23 protein-coding genes are annotated in these 19,382 nt (G+C 58.5%); 9 read left to right on the top strand and 14 right to left on the bottom strand.

The genetic code is table 11. From position 1 onward, the window contains the following. Window positions 1-528 precede the first annotated feature (528 nt). Genes istA through ACSQ3Y_RS33185 form a run of 3 tightly spaced genes read left to right on the top strand, consistent with a single transcriptional unit; the run spans window position 529 to window position 3,082 of the window. Window positions 529-2,046 carry an IS21 family transposase gene (gene istA, locus ACSQ3Y_RS33195; RefSeq protein ID WP_436180326.1) on the top strand — a complete coding sequence of 506 codons (1,518 nt, stop codon included), beginning with the start codon at window positions 529-531 and terminating at the stop codon, window positions 2,044-2,046. Further along, window positions 2,043-2,840, top strand: a complete 798-nt coding sequence (gene istB / locus ACSQ3Y_RS33190; RefSeq protein ID WP_436180325.1) for an IS21-like element helper ATPase IstB — start codon at window positions 2,043-2,045, stop codon at window positions 2,838-2,840. The genes istA and istB overlap by 4 nt, the downstream gene beginning before the upstream one ends. Next, window positions 2,837-3,082, top strand: coding sequence for a hypothetical protein (locus ACSQ3Y_RS33185; protein WP_436180324.1), 246 nt, complete (start codon window positions 2,837-2,839; stop codon window positions 3,080-3,082). Before istB ends, ACSQ3Y_RS33185 begins: the two co-directional genes overlap by 4 nt. Before the next feature lie 307 nt (window positions 3,083-3,389). On the opposite strand, the gene ACSQ3Y_RS33180 is transcribed toward ACSQ3Y_RS33185, so the two are convergent. The 14 genes from ACSQ3Y_RS33180 to ACSQ3Y_RS33115 all read right to left on the bottom strand — a co-directional run bounded on the left by ACSQ3Y_RS33180 (window position 3,390) and on the right by ACSQ3Y_RS33115 (window position 13,805). After that, the gene (locus tag ACSQ3Y_RS33180; RefSeq protein ID WP_436180323.1) at window positions 3,390-4,010 is read right to left on the bottom strand and encodes a gamma carbonic anhydrase family protein; all 621 of its coding nucleotides are present in this window, start codon (window positions 4,008-4,010) and stop codon (window positions 3,390-3,392) included. 173 nt (window positions 4,011-4,183) lie between these two features. Next, window positions 4,184-4,636: a hotdog fold domain-containing protein gene (locus ACSQ3Y_RS33175; RefSeq protein ID WP_436180322.1), complete on the bottom strand. Its 453-nt coding sequence runs from the start codon at window positions 4,634-4,636 to the stop codon at window positions 4,184-4,186. Window positions 4,637-4,688: 52 nt separating this feature from the next. Continuing rightward, window positions 4,689-6,206, bottom strand: coding sequence for an IS66 family transposase (tnpC, locus tag ACSQ3Y_RS33170; RefSeq protein WP_436180321.1), 1,518 nt, complete (start codon window positions 6,204-6,206; stop codon window positions 4,689-4,691). A 65-nt stretch (window positions 6,207-6,271) separates the two neighbouring features. Further along, window positions 6,272-6,604, bottom strand: a complete 333-nt coding sequence (tnpB, locus tag ACSQ3Y_RS33165) for an IS66 family insertion sequence element accessory protein TnpB (RefSeq protein WP_322593866.1) — start codon at window positions 6,602-6,604, stop codon at window positions 6,272-6,274. Continuing rightward, window positions 6,601-7,149, bottom strand: coding sequence for a transposase (locus tag ACSQ3Y_RS33160; RefSeq protein ID WP_436180320.1), 549 nt, complete (start codon window positions 7,147-7,149; stop codon window positions 6,601-6,603). The genes tnpB and ACSQ3Y_RS33160 overlap by 4 nt, the downstream gene beginning before the upstream one ends. Before the next feature lie 508 nt (window positions 7,150-7,657). Further along, the gene (locus ACSQ3Y_RS33155; protein ID WP_436180319.1) at window positions 7,658-8,131 is read right to left on the bottom strand and encodes a DoxX family protein; all 474 of its coding nucleotides are present in this window, start codon (window positions 8,129-8,131) and stop codon (window positions 7,658-7,660) included. Between the two features lie 110 nt (window positions 8,132-8,241). Further along, window positions 8,242-9,423, bottom strand: a complete 1,182-nt coding sequence (locus ACSQ3Y_RS33150; protein ID WP_436180318.1) for an FAD-dependent oxidoreductase — start codon at window positions 9,421-9,423, stop codon at window positions 8,242-8,244. Window positions 9,424-9,425: 2 nt separating this feature from the next. Continuing rightward, window positions 9,426-9,590: a rubredoxin gene (locus tag ACSQ3Y_RS33145; protein ID WP_436180317.1), complete on the bottom strand. Its 165-nt coding sequence runs from the start codon at window positions 9,588-9,590 to the stop codon at window positions 9,426-9,428. Between the two features lie 55 nt (window positions 9,591-9,645). Further along, entirely contained in the window at window positions 9,646-10,359 is a 714-nt protein-coding gene (folE, locus tag ACSQ3Y_RS33140) for a GTP cyclohydrolase I (RefSeq protein ID WP_436180316.1), read from the bottom strand. Next, the gene (locus tag ACSQ3Y_RS33135) at window positions 10,356-10,778 is read right to left on the bottom strand and encodes a c-type cytochrome (RefSeq protein WP_436180315.1); all 423 of its coding nucleotides are present in this window, start codon (window positions 10,776-10,778) and stop codon (window positions 10,356-10,358) included. The genes folE and ACSQ3Y_RS33135 overlap by 4 nt, the downstream gene beginning before the upstream one ends. Beyond that, complete coding sequence (locus ACSQ3Y_RS33130; RefSeq protein WP_436180490.1) at window positions 10,775-11,347, bottom strand: ferritin-like domain-containing protein; 573 nt, start codon at window positions 11,345-11,347, stop codon at window positions 10,775-10,777. The genes ACSQ3Y_RS33135 and ACSQ3Y_RS33130 overlap by 4 nt, the downstream gene beginning before the upstream one ends. Before the next feature lie 74 nt (window positions 11,348-11,421). After that, on the bottom strand, window positions 11,422-12,132 hold the full coding sequence (locus ACSQ3Y_RS33125) for an RNA polymerase sigma factor (RefSeq protein WP_436180314.1): 711 nt from the start codon (window positions 12,130-12,132) through the stop codon (window positions 11,422-11,424). A 426-nt stretch (window positions 12,133-12,558) separates the two neighbouring features. Then, complete coding sequence (locus tag ACSQ3Y_RS33120; RefSeq protein WP_436180313.1) at window positions 12,559-13,368, bottom strand: hypothetical protein; 810 nt, start codon at window positions 13,366-13,368, stop codon at window positions 12,559-12,561. 125 nt (window positions 13,369-13,493) lie between these two features. Beyond that, window positions 13,494-13,805, bottom strand: coding sequence for an integration host factor subunit beta (locus ACSQ3Y_RS33115; protein WP_436180489.1), 312 nt, complete (start codon window positions 13,803-13,805; stop codon window positions 13,494-13,496). Between the two features lie 337 nt (window positions 13,806-14,142). On the opposite strand from ACSQ3Y_RS33115, the gene ACSQ3Y_RS33110 reads away from it, so the two are divergent. The 6 genes from ACSQ3Y_RS33110 to ACSQ3Y_RS33085 all read left to right on the top strand — a co-directional run bounded on the left by ACSQ3Y_RS33110 (window position 14,143) and on the right by ACSQ3Y_RS33085 (window position 19,351). Next, window positions 14,143-14,952: a hypothetical protein gene (locus ACSQ3Y_RS33110; protein WP_436178336.1), complete on the top strand. Its 810-nt coding sequence runs from the start codon at window positions 14,143-14,145 to the stop codon at window positions 14,950-14,952. A 98-nt stretch (window positions 14,953-15,050) separates the two neighbouring features. Then, on the top strand, window positions 15,051-15,503 hold the full coding sequence (locus tag ACSQ3Y_RS33105) for a hypothetical protein (protein ID WP_436180312.1): 453 nt from the start codon (window positions 15,051-15,053) through the stop codon (window positions 15,501-15,503). Window positions 15,504-15,548: 45 nt separating this feature from the next. Beyond that, the gene (locus ACSQ3Y_RS33100; protein ID WP_436180311.1) at window positions 15,549-15,971 is read left to right on the top strand and encodes a GNAT family N-acetyltransferase; all 423 of its coding nucleotides are present in this window, start codon (window positions 15,549-15,551) and stop codon (window positions 15,969-15,971) included. Window position 15,972: 1 nt separating this feature from the next. Then, the gene (locus ACSQ3Y_RS33095; protein ID WP_436180310.1) at window positions 15,973-17,442 is read left to right on the top strand and encodes a DUF4135 domain-containing protein; all 1,470 of its coding nucleotides are present in this window, start codon (window positions 15,973-15,975) and stop codon (window positions 17,440-17,442) included. Between the two features lie 410 nt (window positions 17,443-17,852). Then, entirely contained in the window at window positions 17,853-18,452 is a 600-nt protein-coding gene (locus ACSQ3Y_RS33090) for a type IV toxin-antitoxin system AbiEi family antitoxin domain-containing protein (RefSeq protein WP_436180309.1), read from the top strand. Beyond that, the gene (locus tag ACSQ3Y_RS33085; RefSeq protein WP_436180308.1) at window positions 18,449-19,351 is read left to right on the top strand and encodes a nucleotidyl transferase AbiEii/AbiGii toxin family protein; all 903 of its coding nucleotides are present in this window, start codon (window positions 18,449-18,451) and stop codon (window positions 19,349-19,351) included. The genes ACSQ3Y_RS33090 and ACSQ3Y_RS33085 overlap by 4 nt, the downstream gene beginning before the upstream one ends. Window positions 19,352-19,382 lie beyond the last annotated feature (31 nt).

Genomic DNA, 19,382 nt, shown 5'->3' with positions numbered 1-19,382 from the left:
CTCCATAATCCGGCCATAACTGGGGTGCTGCCGGAGGTGTCTTGCACGATCAGACCGGCAGACTGTTCCTATGCGCACGATGCCAGGCCCAAGTCCTGGTGTGTAGCCACTGCGACCGTGGTCAGCGCTACTGCGCCAACGGCTGCGCAAATATCACCCGTCGAAGCCGCCAACGCGAGGCTGGCAAGCGCTACCAGCAAAGCCGCATCGGGCGACGCAAGCATGCAGCGCGCACGCACCAGTGGCGCAAGCACCGCGCAGCCGCAGCAAAGATAGTGACGCATCAGGGTTCCCAGGTCCTCCATGTCAGTGATGTACTGGCAGCCAACGAATCACCTCCGGCAATCTCGCCCGATTCACAGGCCCCACCACCATGCAGTCCTATCGCCCCGGATTCCATTGCACTGAGCACCACCGCCAACACCCGGATCAGCATGCCTGCACCGCTTTGGCGCTGCCACTGGTGCCAATCACCCTGTCCAGCGCTGGTGCGCCAAGGCTTTCTTCGCCACAGCAGGTGGGTGCGTAATGGTTGTTACTCCTGAACTGCGCGCCCAGATCCTGCGTCTGTACCTGGCCAACCAATGGCGTATCGGCACCATTGCCCGCCAATTGCATCTTCACCGCGACACCGTGCGGCGCGTCTTAGCCGTCTCCAATGTGCTGTGTGCGCCCGCCGCCATGCCACCCCGCTTAATTGACCCCTTCATGCCGTTCATTCAGGAAACGCTGGCCAAGTTCCCCACGCTGGCGGCCAGTCGTTTGTACGCCATGGTTCAAGAGCGTGGTTATGGTGGCGGAAGTTCGCATTTCCGCCACCTGGTGGCGCCATTGCGCCCCCGGCCTGCAGCCGAGGCCTACTTGCGACTGCGCACCTTGGCCGGTGAACAAGCCCAGGTGGACTGGGCTCATATGGGCTATGTGATGGTTGGCAAGGCCAAGCGGCCTCTGATGGCCTTCGTAATGGTGCTTTCGTATTCCAGGCGAATCTTCCTGCAATTCAGCCTGAACGCCCAGATGGACAACTTCCTGCGTGGCCACGTTCTTGCATTTGAGGCATGGGGCGGTGTTCCCAGGGTCATTCTTTCGGACAACCTCAAGAGCGCCGTGCTGGAGCGTATGGGGGATGCCATCCGGTTCAATCCGCAATACCTGGCCTTTGCGGCCCACTACCGGTTTGAACCGCGCCCGGTGGCGGTGGCACGCGGCAATGAGAAGGGACGGGTTGAACGCTCAATCCGCTATATCCGCGACAACTTCTTTGCCGCCCGTGTGTTTGCGGACGTGGCGGACCTCAACGCCCAAGCCAAAGCCTGGACCGACGGGCCTGCGTCTAACCGGCCATGGCCAGAAGGTGTGCAGTTAACCGTGGCCCAGGCGTTTGAGACCGAGAAGCCCAAGCTGATGGCCCTGCCCATGGATGGCTACCCGGTCGATGCGCGGGTCGAAGTATCGGTGGCCAAGACGCCCTATGTGCGTTTTGACCTCAACGACTATTCCATCCCGCACACCCATGTACAGCGTACCGTGACGGTGTTGGCCAGCGCGGATCGGGTCCGTGTGCTCAATGGTGCCACCATCTTGGCTGACCATGCTCGCTCCTATGACAAAGGTATGCAGGTTGAGGTCGCAGCCCATGTGGAGGCTCTGGTGCAGCAAAAACGCGGTGCCCGTCAGCACCGGGGAATGAGCCGACTGACCCAATCGGTACCGGCCATGGCGGATCTGTTGACCAGCGCTGCCGCCAAAGGCCATCACCTGGGCTCCATGACGCGGGTGCTGGGCCAAATGCTGGACCACTACGGTGCACCGGCCATGCAAGAGGCGGTGCTCGAAGCCTTGCGTCGGGACGTGCCGCATTACAACGCGGTGCGACTGGCCCTGGAGCGTGCGCGGCAGGAACGCCAGGACACCCCACTGATCGTGCCGCAACTCTCCGAGCGGGCCCAGCGCATGGATGTGACGGTTCAGCCGCACAGACTGGATGCCTATGACGATTTGCAAGCACCCACCCCTGAAACCGATGATGAAGAGGACGCCAAATGAACAGTACACCGGTAAACGCCAACATGGCACAACTCCAAGTTAGGGCCAAGGAACTGCGACTGACCGGGCTGCTGGCCCACTGGGACACGCTGATTTCTGACCCCGCCCGACTGGCTTGGCTCACTGAATTACTGGGGTGGGAAGAAACTGAGCGTGACCAGCGCAGTCTGGAGCGCCGGTTGCGCGCATCCCATATCGGCAAGTTCAAGCCATTGGCAGACTATGAATGGGATTGGCCCAAGCGCTGTGACCGCCAGGCCATCCAGGAACTGATGACGCTGTCGTTCATGGCGGACGCCAGCAACGTGATGCTGGTGGGGCCCAACGGGGTGGGTAAGTCCATGCTGGCGTGCAATCTGGGCCATCAGGCCTTGATTCAGGGCCACACGGTGCTGTTCATCACTGCTGGGCAATTGCTGGGCGAACTGGCTGCGCTGGACAGTGACTCCGCCTTGCGCCGTCGCCTCAAGCATTACGCGGCACCAGATTTACTGCTGATCGACGAGGTGGGGTATTTGTCGTATTCCAACCGGCACGCTGATTTGCTGTTCGAGCTGATCAGTCGGCGTTACGAGCACAAGAGCACGGTCATCACCACCAATCGGGCGTTCAAGGAGTGGCACGAGGTGTTTCCCAATGCCGCTTGTGTGGTGTCGTTGATTGATAGGCTGGTGCACCGCTGTGAGATTGTGGCCATTGAAGGTGAGTCGTACCGGCTTAAGGAGGCCAAGGCGCGTTCAGAGAAGAAGGCGGCAACCCGTGCCGCTGCGCCCCGCAAAGGCAAAACACCATGACGCGGCGCAAACTGGTGATGGGACAGCGATCACAGGAAGAAGGCAATCATTCCACGATGTGGGAGTTGCCAACGCATTGGACGGCCGCCCAGGCCTTGGCGGTATTTGAGGTTCTGGATGATCTGAGGGATCTGGTTGTGGACGGCTACGCGAAGAAGATTCAGCAGGCTGCGCGCCTGGATCGCACCGTCACAACGTCATCCCCGTCAGCAAAGATGGATTATGGGGATGTGGATTTCTAGGTCGGCATCAGGCCAATTGCAGTCTTTAAAATTTACAGCCTGCCTTCCCTAAACCAGCCACTCAAATGCACAAAATAGCGCCGACTATGGGGCAACCTCTTGGTCAGCGCCGCCCCTTTCGACCAATTGGCGCCATGCGCTGCGCGTATTCGTTGGCGTATTTACTAGCCTTGTTCATCTGACTCACATTTGCGTTGCCCAATTGTTAGGAGCTGGTCTTACGACTTTTCGAGTAGCACTTTAACTTGACGATGCCCATCCAAGTACATGACGGCTGCCCGCACCGCGCTTTCGTTTAGTTCCCCAGCTATTTTGCGATCATTTTGCCCAGAGTCTGTAAGTCATCCTCTGAAAGTCGGTCTACACCCTTCGCGTAGTTCGCAGCGTTGACTTGGTAAAACGCCGAATTGAATAGATTGGCACTGGAGTTGTCTCTTGACTTGACCAACTTTGCTGGGGACCCTGCAATGATGGAGTTGTCTGGAAACTCCGAGCCCTCGACCAATATGGAATGGCCCGCCACAATCGAGTTTGCACCCACCTTGACGCCGTCCATGAGCGTGGCGTTGATGCCAATTAGGCAACGATCACCTACTGTGCAGCCATGCAATGTCGCGTGATGCGCAATCGAACAGTCTTCGCCAATAACGGTGGGTGTAAAACTTCCAACATGCACCATGACAAAATCTTGGACATTTGTTCTTGCACCAATTCGTATATGGTGCGTCTCTGCCCGCATAACCACATAAGGCCACACGGATGCGCCAGCGCCAATCTCGACCAGGCCATAGATGAGTGCGGTGGCGTGAACGAAAGCCGGTTTGTCCAGTGTCACCAACTTACCAATGTGGGCAACGGCCTCCCGTGGGGTTTGCGTTGCGACATCAGCGGTTTGAGACTCGTTGTCCTTGTCCTGAGACTGGGTCATTATGTAACTCCATTAAAAATTCGACGCGCGTTGGAATTCATTCGGCTCTGTAAGCTGCCCAATAGCTCTTTCAAATTTCGGGATTGAACGACGGCCAACGGCCGTCTTTCGCGTTGGGGTCGTGCGGCGGTGCACTGCGCGCAAGAGTTTTTCATCTTCAGCATGGTCAATTCCTACTTCAGCTTCACATTCATGGTGATTGCTGCGTGAAACACCTCGACGCCACCAGTGTCGCATACGCTAACAGGTACCACGATGCTGCCGCCCTGGCTCCAGTCAATGCCACGGCCATCGGCTGTGGCGAGCAAATCGGTCTTGGCCTTGGCAACGTAGCGCACCGTCATGCCTGACGGAATCCAGCGCGCCCCTGACGGAATCGATACCTCTGTCAGAGTGCCTCCAGCCAATTCGGCCATGTTGCACATGGCAATGGCATGCACGGTCTTTAGGTGGTTCTGCACGGCGCGCCGATTACGCATGTGCACGACCACAAATCCAGGACGAAGCTCGCGAAATTGGGGGCGGATGCTACTGAAGTACGGGGCAACAAAGCTCACGCCACGGCTGAACAGCCAGATGCCAAAAGGCAGTTTCGCGAGACGGTTGTACAAGGCAAGAGTGTTCATTGTAAGCACACGGCGATCCCATATTGACCGCAGCCAGCCACCCGGCTATCGATCAGTCGCTCGCAGCTTGCCAACGATGCGGCAGCAACTCTTGCACCCGGCTGGCCCTGTGCGTGGGCAGCCGCGTCAGCACATCCTTGAGATAGGCATAGGGGTCATGCCCGTTCATGCGCGCCGACTGCACCAAGCTCATCACCGCCGCCGCCCTCTGGCCCGCGCGCAAGCTGCCGGCGAACAGCCAGTTGCTCCTGCCAATGGCTATCGGCCGGATCTGGTTCTCGATCCAGTTGTTGTCCACGGGCAATTGCCCGTCATCGACGAAGCGCGTCAGCGCAGTCCAGCGCCGCAGGCTGTAGTCCAGCGCCTTGGCCGTCGCTGAGCTGTCCGGCAGCTTTTGCCGCTGCAGCGCCATCCATTCGTGCAGCGCATCAAGCACCGGCTTGGTGTGCTGCTGGCGGATGCCCTGGCGCTGATCGGCGTTGAGGTCTTTGACCTCGCGCTCTATGTCGTAGACCTTGGCGAGCTGCTCCAGCGCGAAGCCTGCGATCTGGCTTTTGTTCGCCGCATGCAGGTCAAAGAATTTGCGCCGCGCGTGCGCCAGGCAACCGACTTCCGTTATGCCCTGCGCAAAGCCCGCTTTGTAGCCAGCAAAGTCGTCGCAGATCAGCGCGCCCCGCCACTCGCCCAGGAAGTTACGCGCATGTTCACCAGCCCTGGACTCGCAGAAGTCGTACACAACGGCCTTGATGTCCTGGAAGGCACCCGGTGCGTAGGCCCACAGGTAGGCGCGGTGGCTCGCACCCTTGCCGGGCTTGAGCATCTGCACCGGCGTCTCGTCGGCGTGCAGTACGCGCTGGCCCAGTATCTCGGCTTTGAGCGCATCCACCAGCGGTTGCAGCCGCACCCCGCAGGTGCCCACCCATTGCGCCAGGGTGGAACGGGCAATGGCCAGACCGGCGCGCGCAAAGATGGTTTCCTGGCGGTACAGGGGCAGGTGGTCGGCGTACTTGGCGACCAACACCTGGGCCAGCAGGCCCGTGGTGGGGATGCCCTTGTCGATCACATGCGCTGCAACTGGAGCCTGGGCGATGGTCTCGCACTGTGCGCAGGCCCACTTGCCACGAACGTGGCGCTCCACCGTGAACACACCGGGCACATAGTCGAGCTTCTCGGCCACGTCTTCTCCGATGCGCTGCATCAGGCAACCGCACTGGCAGGTGCTCGACTCGGGCTCGTGCCTGATCTCGCGGCGCGGCAGATGGGCCGGCAGCGGCTGGCGTTTGGGTTGCTGCCTGGCTTGGGGCGCGGGCGCCGCAGGCGGCTGCAGTTGCTCGATCTCATGGGCGACTGCCGCCAGGTCGGCCTCGATCTCGTCTTCGAGCAGGCTGCGCTGCTGGGCATTGAAGCGCTCGGACTGTGCGGCGAACTTCATGCGCTTGAGCAGCGCGTTCTCGTGGGCGAGCTTGGCGTTGAGCGCCTGGCTGTGGCGCAGTTCGGTGAGCAGGCGCGCGGTCATCTCGCGCAATTGCTCGGCGCTCAGATCATCCAGGGATTGCGGCTGCATCAACATGGCAGGCAGTGTGCCCAGGATGGCACTGCGCTGTCATGCGCGGATCCACGGATTGCACGCCAGCTTCAGACCACGGTGATGATGCCGGCGCTTCCCATGCGCTGCCAGGGCAGACCCAGGACCAGGGCCTGAAGCTGATCGGACTCCAACTGCCACTGTTCATCGCCTGGTGCCGGCCAGACGAACTTGCCCCGGTGCAGGCGGCGAGCCGCCAGCCAGATGCCGATGCCGTCGTGCACCAGCACCTTGATGCGGTTGGCGCGCTTGTTGGCGAACAGATAGGCGTGGTGGGGGTGGGCGGCGCCGAACACGGTGACCACCCGGGCCAGCGCCGTGTCGGTGCCGGCGCGCATGTCCAGCGGGGCCGTGGCAAGCCAGGCGGCCTCGATGCGGATCATTGCCGCAGCACCTGCAACAAGCCCTGCAATGCGCGGGAACACTCGGCAGCAGCGCCCACGGGCCAGTTGACCGTCACGAGGGTGCCGTGGTGACAGCACTCGATGCGGATGTCTGATGAGGCAGCGGTCGATGCAGCACTTGGGGCCGCCTGTGCACCCGCTGCCTGGGGAGCCATCACTGGCGAGCCCAGTGTCATGGCGATGAAGGCGGGTACGGGGTTGGCAGGCACCGGATGGGCCTGATGTGCTGGGGCGCAAACAGGCTGTGGATCGGCCATGGGCTCAGCTGCTGCATCGTCGCAGTGCGGGGCGATGCCACACGCAACAGCATGCGCTGTATCGCAGGCGCTCTGGTGCAGGCCCTGACGGTGCTCCTTGAGCCAGCGATGCAGCACGTTGGCATTCATGCCATGTTCACGCGCCGTGGCGGCAATGGATGCGCCGGGCTGCTGGCATGCGGCGATCAGTTCAGCCTTGAATTGCGCGCTGTAGACCCGGCGAGTGCGGGGGGCATGGGAGCGCGAATCGGGAATCTCTTGAGACATGGTGTGCACGATGGTTTACGTGGACACGATGGTGCTTGCAACTGCTCGTCCGGGGTAGATGGGTTGGCCGGACGGATACTGTTCATTGAGTTGGGTTCCTAAAGCTGTTGTGCGTTTGACAGTGCAAGCGCCGATACTGACCGATTCTTACCCGAGATGCCGACCAATTCAAAGTGAGTTGTCAGCTCTGAAAAAATAGCTTATTCATCATCCAAAAATTTATCCTTGCATTTGGCAGATGCCCACTCAGATCAGTATTGTCCGACCTCGAAATTGCAACTGGAAAACAGATGCGCGAAGGAAATTCCCCGTTGAATCGTCATTGAGGATAGCCACAGTTGGATTGACCAAGTGGTGGTCAATCCGCGTCTGCAGCCGGCCAGCACTACAGCCTGGCAGGCTGATCATTGATCGAGTAGTTACGCCATTCTCGTCTCGACCCAATTAATGCAACACAACCAACTTGACCGCCTCGATAGACGAAATGCTTCTTGGAGGTAATCGAGCCTTAACGGACAGTGTGCGAGACTTTAGACCACCACCAGGTGTCCAGCGACCACCTTCCGGGTCCCCACAGCACCACACCAATCAGCAGAGTGCCCCAAAACTGGTGCTGCTGCAACGCGGCCGGTGCGATGTCCGACAGGCTCAGCACCGCCACAATATTGACCACCGACAGGCTCAAGGCAGAGAACCGCCCCAATAGCCCGAAGACCAACAGAACCGGAAAGAACAGTTCGCCAAACGTACCAGCAACAGCCGCAACATGGGCGGGTAAAAAGGGTACGTGGTACTCGTCCGCAAACAGGGCCAACGTGGTGTCCCAATCCACAATTTTGGTCAAGCCCGATCGGAAAAAATCCATGCCAACAAAGATGCGTGCCGCCAGGTTGGCGGGTGCCTGCAGGTGGGTGAGTACGCGCCGACACCCGCCCAGTAGGGTTAGTGCATTGCCGAACAATGTGGAATGATGTTGTGACATGGCTTAGGCAGTGGGGGGTTGCAGTGCTTGTTTTGACAAGGGAGCAGTTTCGCGTGCGCTTAGGAATGAGAAGGGATTCACAGACGTTTCGTTGGCAGACTGTTGATTCTTCACAAGGTGTTCATCGAACGAGCCAGTTCCGCACGCCGTGTGGTTTGCCTCCCGGTCAGCGCAAATCCCTGTATCGCCCCTGCAAGCGCCATGAAACGCCATACACCCTCTTCTGATGAGCGCCATTCGCCCAATGATCCGGGCTCGGGCGGCGAGACTATGATTGGCAAGGCCGGCGTTTTGACGGCCACGGGCATCGGCGGAAATACCAGTTCCATTGGCTTTCCCGCCAATGCGGCCGCTAAAGCCTTGGCAGCAGACATGATGGGCATCACAAAAGGCAGGGTGCGATTGCCAGCGCTGGCGTATTGGGCACTGTCACCCAGTGCATAGATGTTCGGCACACTGGTTTGCAGCGACCGGTTCACCACGATACCGCGGTCACATACCAGACCAGCTTGTTGTGCCAAGGTCAGGTCGGCCTTCAAACCAATGGCGCTGAGTACCAGATCGGCTGACATGGTGTGCCCAGTGGACAACTGCAGCGTGATAGCTGAGGGTGGACTGGTGTCTGTCGCTGCAGGCATCACGTCCACTGCCCGCACGGTTGCACCCCAGTGCCACGCCACACCCAAGCTGGTTAACGCTTCCTGTAATTGCAGACTGGCGTCACTGGGCAGCAAAGCGGCCAGTGGGCGACTGGATGGGTCGATCACGCTGACCCGATGGCCCGCTAGCACCAAGTCATTGGCAAACTCACATCCGATCAAACCCGCACCCATGATGGCGACACGGCGGCTGCCGCCATTCGGGGTAGTGAGTTGGGCATGAAACCGTGTGAAATCCGCCAGCGAGTTGACCGATACCACCTGATCGGCGGCGTTACCCTCCAGGGGTACACGAATGGCCTTAGCGCCAGTGGCTAAAACCAATTGGCTATAACTGTATTCCCCTTGCTGGGTGGTAATTGTTTGCGCCACCGGGTTGATGGCAAACACCTCTGTATTGGCCAGCAGGGTCAGGTTCAGCGACTGCGCCATCACGGGCGCTGGCGTGTTGACCAGCTGTTCCGGTGTGCGTTTTTGTGCCAACGCATTGGACAGGGACGGCTTAGCGTAGAAGTCGCCCGCATCGGCGCACACCAGCAGAACGGGGGCGGTGGCGTTCAGTTTGCGGAACTCACGGGCGGTGGTCCAGCCAGCCAGACCCGCGCCAATGATGATGAGGGGATGCGCATCCATCCTCAGATCTCCACCATCACAAAGTCGGCTTTGGCCAGACCGCATTCCGGGCAGGCCCAGCTCATGGGCACATCGGCCCACAGGGTACCCGCAGCAATGCCGTCTTCGGGGCGGCCAATGGCCTCGTCATAAACAAAACCACATACGGTGCAGACAAAGGTTTTCATACAGTTTCCTGTTAAGGGTTCGGGGATGGGCACAAAGACTGCTGGTGCAAAAGTGCTATTTAGGAAGCAGCGCCAAAAACTCGCGGCGCAGGGTCATGTCGGTCAAGAATGCGCCGCGCATGACCGAATTGATCATCTTGCTGTCCATATCCTTGACCCCGCGCCAGGTCATGCAAAAGTGAGTCGCCTCCATCACAATGGCCAGGCCGTCGGGCAGGGTCTTGGATTGAATAAGGTCCGCCAGTTGCACTACCGCTTCTTCCTGAATCTGGGGCCGCCCCATCACCCACTCGGCCAGCCGCGCATATTTGCTCAAACCAATCACGGTGGTGTTCTGGTTGGGCAATACACCAATCCACACTTTGCCAATGACCGGGCAAAAGTGGTGGGAACAGGCACTGCGCACGGTGATGGGGCCGACAATCATCAACTCGTTCAAATGCTCTGCGTTGGGGAACTCGGTAATCGTTGGTTGCGGCAGGTAGCGTCCTTTAAAGACCTCATTGAGGTACATCTTGGCCACGCGCCGAGCTGTGTTCTGCGTGTTGTGGTCACGCTCTGTATCAATCACCAGGCTGTCCAGAACGCCCTGCATTTTTTCTTCGACTTCATCGAGTAACCCTTCCAGTTCTCCAACCTCGATGAAATCGCTGATGTTGTCGTTGGCGTGAAAACGTTTCTTGGCCAACACCATGCGTTCACGGATGACCTCCGACAGTGGGCGCCCTGGCGCGTCGGGCTCTATGGTTCGCAATTGGCGCAGGTTCATGGCTTGTGGCTCTCGGGGTTGCACACCGCTTCGGTGTTCACTTTCTTCAGATAGGCAATCAGGTCATCGCGATCGGCGGCGATGGGCACGCCGTCGTAGGTCATGGAGGTGCCAGGTACTACACGCATGGGGTTGGTGAGAAAACGGTTGAGCGTTTTCTCGTTCCAGACTATGTCTGCACGTTGCAGAGCGGGTGAGTAGTCGAAGCCGCCAATGCTTGCAGCACGGCGCCCGATCAGCCCACAATGGCGGGGCCCAACCCGGTCACTGGCCAGCGCATGGCAGCCCAGGCAACGCGCATAGACCTGTTCACCCCGCGCAGCGTCAGGTGCAGCCTGGACGGTCTGGGCCGCCAGACCCAGCGTGGCAAGGCAAGCAAGCAGCGCGGCACGACTGAAAGTTTGGCGGCCGGTGCTCATGACATGAACGCCGATGGAACGGGTACTTCACCAATGGCCTGGCGCAGCACGGCCCAGTGCATGGCCTCATCGCCCAAAATGCTGGCAGCCGCTTTGGCCAGATCCCGGTTGGCAAACAGTGGCACGGCGCCCAGGTAGGCACTGACCGCGCCTTGCTCCAGTTGGGCGGCGAACTTGAGTACGTCGAGCTGCGACTTCAGCTGGTCGACTGGAAAGTTGTAGGCCTTCTTGGCAATCACGGCTGTGCCACCCAGCTTTGCCACCGTGCTGGACAACAGGGCAACGTGTTCCTTGTGGTGGCCTTGAAAGGTCACTGCCAGGTCCAACACCGGCTTGCTCAGCAGGCCGCTTTCGGCACCCAGTTGGTAGGCGGCAATGGCTTCGAGCTCGGCACCGATGGCGGTGTTGAGAATCTGTACATCACCGGCCGTGGAGCCGCCAGACTTGGCGGCCAGTGCGTCCTGCCCGGCTAGCAGCGCAACTGCAGCGCCGGACAGAACCATGCCGCCGGATCGGCCCAAAAACAAGCGCCGAGCGGAAACGGGATCAGAAATTTTGAAAAAAGACATGCTATCTCCAGTAAAGAAGGAAAGAAAAAGACCAACAGGGAAGCAACACACCGCCGTTTGACGGTGTGGGGATGTCAGGGGCGCGGTGAGGCGCGCTCCTTGGCAATCGTTGCCAGTACGCCCGCTACGATCTTGTCGCAGCGTGGGCCAGCAAATGAGAAGGCGTCAGCCACCGCCATGTCAATATCGCGCGACAGGCCTTCACGAAGGATGCCGCGGGCCCGGAAGAAGCGGGTACGTACGGTGGCTTCGGGGATGTCCAAAACAGCGGACACCTCTTCCACGCTGAGTTCTTCAACTCCACGCAGCATGAACACGGTGCGAAACTGTTCTGGCAAGGAGTCAATGCGCGCCTCGATTTGTTGGCGGACTTGGGTGCGCATGGCATTGGATTCGGGTTCTTTGTCGGGGTTGGCTGGCATGGTTGGCTCCAGGGTCTCGCCATCGGTGTCCACGGCAGCATTCAGTGGCACTACCTGGGCACCCGTGCTGCGTAGGCGCCCCAGCGCTTCATTGACCGCAATACGCACCAGCCAGGTGGAGAGTTTGGCGTCGGAGCGAAAGCTGGCCAGCGCCCGCCAGGCGCGCAAGTAGGCCTCTTGCACCGCGTCCTGCGTGTCATCGTCATTTTTCAGAATGCTGCGTACCGATCGAAACAGCAACCGGTTGTATCGGCGCATGATCAACGCAAAGGCGGCATCGTTGCCAGCCATCGACAAGGTAACCAGATCACCGTCCGAACTGGCGTCGGACGGGGCAGAGAAGGTGTTTTGTTGCGTGTTCATATGTGTGTTCCTGCCCATTAGATGCATCAGGGGTTCCGCGCGTTCCCGATATTTGCACAAATGTTCCCACTGATACCTGGGTACACCGTTTAGTGAGTATGGCTGGCGCACTGTGGGCTGCGGAGCTTAGAAAAATCTGAAACTGGGCTTCCGCATACCGGGCATTCGTGACTGTCGGCTAACGCTGCAATGGAGCTGTACATTCTCCCCAAAAGCGGTCGGACAGTTTTTTCACTGGACACTGTCCGCCATCGGCATCTGCAGGCCAAAAGCGGCCATACAGATTTCCAGACAGCGGACATTCAAAACCAGTGAATTCGCTTTTCAACGTCGGCCGTGAGTGGCCCACAGCGGCGCACTCAGTATTGAAAAATGACGATCACACTGGCCACCCTCTGTAGTTGAGACTCCATTGTGATTGACCAGTTAGAAGTCATCGAGTATTTTTTCGCGACCACGAATTTTCTGCCATTGGACACTTACTCCAAACACCTTCAAGATAAGCGCCATCCCAGCTAACAGAGCGAACGACCAAATCCCAATAATCACCAGTAGCGCAGAAAGCATTAGTGAAGCCCTAGACTGGAATGAATCGAGTGCCTTCATGGGCACCGTCGGGAGCGTTCCAAAAATATACTGGACCAACTCAAGCGATACCCACGCTAGAAATGGGAGGCCAAAGGCAAAATAGAATCCAGATGCCACCGCCGGGTGCTTCTGTGCCGATTCCTTCGAAACGCCGAGACCCTTGAATACGAGCGCCAGAACTATCAGCACGACGCAAGAAGACTTCAACCAAGAAAACACCACAGGCAACTTTCCGGCAGCCCAGCTTGCGACAAAGGGGGCGTTTAGCGCTTGCCAAAGCGCTTCCTCAGTGACTAGTCCCGTGTACGGAGTAGATGCCGAAAATCCCAGAAGGCGCGGCATTAGCTCGCAGGCGATTGCGCCCCCCGCCATTAACGTGGAGGCTAGAAAAAGATATGAGGATGTCTTCCACTCACCTTTGCCCGCACCTCCATTTACAAGGCGCTCCGACATGCCGGTTGCCGCGAAGAGTAGCGCCGTCGAAAACGCAATAGCTGCCCATCCATCAAAATCCGCGGGGGGCGCTCGCCAATACTGTAAATAGGCGTGACCCGTCGCGATTCCGACGAGTGCCCACGCAACCAGCACGCCAATGCACACCATGTAGAAGAACGGCCGTGTTTGAAAAATTGGAGGATCGCGCTCCATCGTTTTTGCGCCTTCTATCGAATGGGTAGAGTGATAGTACGTCAAAACTATAGCCCACGGGACCAAGCCTTCGAAGGGCTGCTATCGCCGCGAAGCGGGTCTACGATCCGCTCCATTGCAGACCTTCATTTTGACTGGCCCTGATCCACATTTTTAGTGGACGAATCGACCGCCTCCCGCAACGCTTTGCCGACCTTGAAATGAGGAACACGCTTCTTTGGAATATCCACGGCAGCGCCACTGCGCGGGTTGCGACCTAACCGTGGTGCGCGGTGAATGACGTTGAAACTACCGAAACCCCTGATCTCAATCCGATGCCCACGCGCCAATGCGTTATTCATCGTATCCAAGATTGTCGAAACGGCCGCATCAGCGTCCTTCTGCGTCAACTGACTGAACCGGTTGGCGAGAAGTTGAATGAGGTCTGATCGGTTCATTTGCTCCGAAGCATAAAGCAGCTTTTTCAGGATCCCCCCAGAAAGCGCGTTCAAAAGCCATTTAAGCGCGCTTTTAGACCGCCACTAACACGCCGAGAGCAAGAATCAGACGGTGCTCAAAGCTCTCATATGAAAGAGCGGGCAACGACGCCGCAGAATCAATATCAATTGGCAGCTGGGACATAGTGGGACCGGCCGAGACTGGGGGAAAGGGCGCGATGTTACGCACGGCTTTTTGGCTGCGCAAGGTGGATCGATTCTGAAAAGTCGCTACCCCCAAACGCAAATAGACCAAGCGCGACAATGCGGGACTCAGCTTCAACCACAATAAACATCTATGCCGATTGGCTTTCGAATTGCGCCCGACGATGAGTGGGCGTCCCACATTGAAAACGTAAAGACCGCACAGTCGACAGCCTGCTACGGAGCCCTGGCGGCTCACTTCGGGACTGATTCACCGAAGATATTGGAGCGGCGAGTTGACGAACACAGGCCTTGTGATCAGATTGATTTCACCAACAAGTACCGGCGTTGGCGAGAAGGCTCAGCCCCGAACAAGGTCTCGGTGGCGCACATCCATGCACGGACAGCGGGAGCCGTGAGGCTTGATTTCTGGCGAGATCTTCCCTTGTGGGAACTCCTTGCGCCCCAGTCCCCGCCGATGCCACGCCTGCTGCGCCTTCTGGAGAGTGCGTCGCCGAATGTCAGGCGGATACTGCTTCGTGATGGGTGTGGCGTGCAGCAGGGCCGATTCAACCACTCGCCACCCACACGCGCGCAACTGCTCGGGATTCGCAACCTACGGTCACTAGACGCCTTCATTGCCTTGCTCTGCCTTGCAAGAAAAGGGGAGCAAATGGAGGACGATACGCAGCACTTCTTGCCATCGGCATGCGCGTATGACATTTTTCCACGCATCCTCTACACCTACCGCCCGTTGCGCTACCGGTGGGAGGGGCTTTTTGCCTGCATCGAGCGCTTGTACTGGAACCGCGTTTACATGAACGGCCTGTACGTGGACTTCCCGCTAGAGACGATCCGCCTCAGCTTGGCTCAGTTGGATGCGGACCCCTCAAGTCGACTAGCCGAAAAGTCAGGGTGGAGACTCCGGCCAAGCGGCAATGACAGTTTGTTTGAGCAGGACTAGGCTCGGGAAAATGCAGCTTTGTCGTTGAAGTGATCACGAGGTGCGGCGAGGTTCACCAGCCTAAATTGGTTTAGTGATACATGATGTCCGGTGCAAGCATGCAGGCCAATCCCCGACAGACATTGGGCATCCAAACGAACGCCCAGGTCCATTTCGACTCGGAGCGCGAGGTGAATCTTGTGGTCTCGCAGGACAAGAGCTCCGGCGCGTGGAAGGTCTATGGCGACACGCAGCGCATCGTGTCCAAGGTTTCCCGCGATGGCGTGACCAATCTGGACTCCGACACTATCCAGTATCTCAACTATCTGATTGGCGCAGCCTCGGGGGTGTCCGCGCACGACCTACCTTCCCGGCTGGACATGGCAGGCCTTCGCATCTCGGTTCACCAGCCCTCCAGCTCGGGGCAGGCATTCACAGTGCCCCTCGGCTCGTTCGACGTGAACCAGGCACAAGACATTGAAAGTCGCGCATTGAAGGTGGCCAGTTCCACCACGTGCTGCGCCTCCGGGACGTGCGACTTCATCCTGGGCTGCGACCCCTGGGGTGCTTGATCAATAGCTAGGACATGGCCGCCCGATGGGCGGCCTCTATCGAACATGACTACAGAAATCCAGAGCAATCCCCCTTTGACCGAGGCCCGGTGCCAGGCCTTCCGCAAACTCTACGACTCCGCGGGCATGGGCGGCTTGCACGACGACAAGCGCTTGAAAAGGATGTTTGAATCGGCGCGCTACCTTACCTATGAAAAGGATGACGAAGTCCTTGGCATGCTGCGCGCATTCGGCGATTGCGAGGTCGTGATGTGGATCGCCGAGGTTGTGGTGGCAAAAGACTCGCGCCGCCAAGGGGTCGGAAAATGTCTCGTGAACGCTTTCAACAAGGAATTCGGGCACACCGCGGTGTTTACCTTCGGAATCAAAGGGCGTGGACACGAAGCATTCTTCTCGAACGCCGGCATTCCTTTCAAGGAACACATTGCAGGCTGCGCTCGCGCCCCCCAAGCTTCCGCTGCACCGTAATATGTTCAGCACCGACACCTTGGGCACGGCGATCGGAACCAGCGCCAGAGCGTGCATCGAGCAGGCATTTGCGCCGCTGACAGCGAGCGCAGAAGGCTTTATGGGGGCCTACGTCGATGGCCTGGTCGCCCAGCAAGTTGATTTCGGCAAGGAGGTGTTTGGACCTACTTACAGCTTGCTGGCGCGCCTATCTCAACTTGGCCAGGATACAGGTCGGCTAGGCACCGATCTCGGACTCGAGACATTGGAAGCGCATTGGATGTCGGCTGTTGAAGGCCGTTCCAGCGCATCCTCTGCGGCCTTGCGTCGCATTCTGGACTTCACGAAAACGAACCGCATGGTGCTGTTGGCCGTCACTCCGGTGGGAGGCGACCCCCACAATGGAGGTCAAACACCAGTGAAATTCACGGTGCAAGACGATGCGGGCATTCGTGACTTGATTTACAAAGCCGTGCCCGATGATGTCCACCGCCTTGTCTTCGAGATCGCGGGTCTAGTCTGCAAGCAAATTTCCATTGCACCTATCGCATTGCGCATACTCCATTCCGGCGATGGATACTTCATTCGCGACTTTTGCGCGCCGGCGGGTCAAATCACCGATGAAGAAGCCCGTCACTACTACTTCTCCTACGGCGTGGTCACGACTATCGCGATGCTCCTGCAGGTCACCGACCTGCACTTCGAGAACATCGTGGTTTCTGGGTCTTCGCCAGTCATCATTGATGCCGAGGCATTGGCCACGCCCGCAGCCATGGGCGGCAACAAGTGGTCTTACGTTTCGAGCACGCTCTATGCGCCGGAAATATCACCATTGAGCGGGAGGTCGCGCTTCTCGATGATTGCTGGCTCGCTCTCCCAAAGCAATGACCTCCTTCGCTACAGCTTCCGCAGGAGCGAGTCCTACGAACTTCATGTCGCAAAGTCCGGTGCAGGGCAGATGCATGTCGCGAACGACCATGCATCCGAAATTGCACAGGGCGCAACGGCGGCAATGGAGGTTATCCGTCATGCTAAGCGCGCAGTGATTGATCTCTTCCAGGAGCTCATCACGCGGGGCTTCAAGTCCAGAGTCATTGTGCGCAACACTTCGCTATACAAGATCCTGCAGATGCGGCTTTGGACGCCGGCGCCCACATCATTCACACATAGGCTGGAGAGAACGCGGCGGGTTCTGACGACTGGACGCTCCTTGCACCTGTCGCTGGACGCAAGTGACACCCTGCGGAAGCTGGTCGATTTCGAAATCGCCTGCATGCTTCGCGGCGATATTCCCTACATCTGGAGCGATGTACAAGGTGACCTCTTCATGGGAAACGAGCGTTTGATGTGCCACCGTGGACTCGATCTGCGCAGGACGCTCGACAATCGCCTTGAACACTTGACCCAAAGGCGTTTCGATTTCGACTTTTCCAAATTGCTCCAGCTTGCATCCACCGGGGACGTCCGCGCTCGAACGTGGTTCGCCGGCTAAAGCTACCCTGGGACGGTTGTTGCGTTAAGAGAATCGCCCTCGCCTCCTGGAGGCGACCTTCTCTGCGCGCGAACTCGACGATCGGCTCGTCAAGGAGCGAGGACAGAGCAGTTTTTTCTCGTGCACGGCCCACATCACCAACCGCTCGATGGCGCGCCGGTAACCTGCCTGGGTGGCCGGCGACCTGCGCTGGATGCGCTTGCACCAGGCCTGCATCGTATCTAGTAAAAAATCTGCTTGCTGCGTTTTGATGTTCCGCGCGGAACATGAAGCAACGGTGGCACCTCGTGATACGTCGCCAAGTCTCGTGCTGCTCCGCTAATAGCGAACAAGGTGGGAACCTAAGGCTGGCCTGATTGAAATTTGCATGACTTGATAAAAAGTAATGCATATAATAAACTTATGAGGCTATGACACAGTCTGCCCACATCCTGGAACTAGCTCGACAGCTTCGAGTGCTTCGCGCGGAGGACGTTCGCAACCAAGGGTGGTCGCCACAACTGTTGATCCGTCTGCACGAGGCCGGAAAGCTGCAACGCGTTAGCCGAGGGCTGTACGGACTGCCCGACGCTGAACTCTCCGAACACCAGACCCTCATCGAAGTCTGCCGGCGTGTGCCGAAAGCCGTTGTCTGCCTGGTCAGTGCGCTGCATTTCCATGAAATCGGCTCGCAGCTTCCCCACGAGATCTGGATCGCTATGCCTGAAGGCAGCCACTCACCGAAGCTGAGTTATCCCCCTCTTCGCGTCTCGCGCCTGCGTGGAACAGCGTACAGCGAAGGTACCGAGGTGCTCACAGAACGCGGCGCCATCATCCGTGTGTACAGCGCTGCCAAAACAGTCGCCGACTGCTTCAAGTTCCGCAACAAGATTGGCCTGGACGTGGCTATCGAAGCACTCAAGGATGCATGGATAAGCCGCAAAGTCACGATGCCTGAACTGAGCCACTTCGCCAAGATCAACCGCGTCGAGCATGTCATGCAGCCCTATCTGGAGGCGGTGACCCAATGAGTTCGAACATCTCTGCATCCATTCTGGCCAGGCTATTGCAGCTTGCGAAACAACGCGGCGACGACTACAACCTGCTGCTCAATCGCTTCGCTATGGAACGGCTTCTCGCTCGCCTAAGCGGGTCCCCACATGCTGCCCGATTTTTGCTGAAAGGGGCGCTGCTGTTTTCTCTGTGGTACGACACTCCGCACAGGCCAACCCGGGACGTCGACATGCTCGGCTTTGGCCCAGACGATGAGGTCAACCTTATCGCCACATTCCGAGAGCTGGCCGCCATGGACCTCGCGGATGGCATCCAGTTTGATCCACAGTCAGTGAAGGCGGCGGCAATCCGAGAAGACAACACCTATGGAGGCACGCGCATCACTCTGGTAGCCCGAATCGGGTCGGCGCGCTGCGCATTGCAGATCGACGTGGGCTTTGGCGATGCTGTGACACCCGAGCCGCAAACAGTGGCGTATCCAACCCTGCTCAAGGACTTCCCCGCCCCGCTGCTTCGGGTCTATCCGGTCTACACCGTGATCGCTGAGAAATACCATGCGATGGTGATGCTGGGGCAGGCCAACAGCCGTATGAAGGACTTTTTCGATCTCGCGGTGATTGGTCAACGCACAGAACTGGACGGCGCTACGCAAGCCTCGGCAATCGCTGCCACATTTGCCCGGCGCAAGACTGCGCTGCCTACCGTGCCCCCAGTTGCTCTGACGAAGACATTCGGCGAGGACGCTGCGAAGCTGCGCCAGTGGCAGGCGTTTCTGAACAAAAACCGCATCGAAGCTGCTAGTCTTGAAGACACCGTTGCGTTGCTCTATGACCTTTTATGGCCGCCCACACAAGTTGCCATTTCCAGAACTCAGGCAACAGCCCACTGGTCCCCGTCGAATCTTCGGTGGGTCTGATCAACTAGACATAACTATTCTTGCGTCTAGT

Source organism: Acidovorax sp. LjRoot66 (assembly GCF_964253305.1).
Taxonomy (GTDB): domain Bacteria; phylum Pseudomonadota; class Gammaproteobacteria; order Burkholderiales; family Burkholderiaceae_C; genus Acidovorax.
This window is presented reverse-complemented; position numbering and strand designations above follow the sequence as displayed.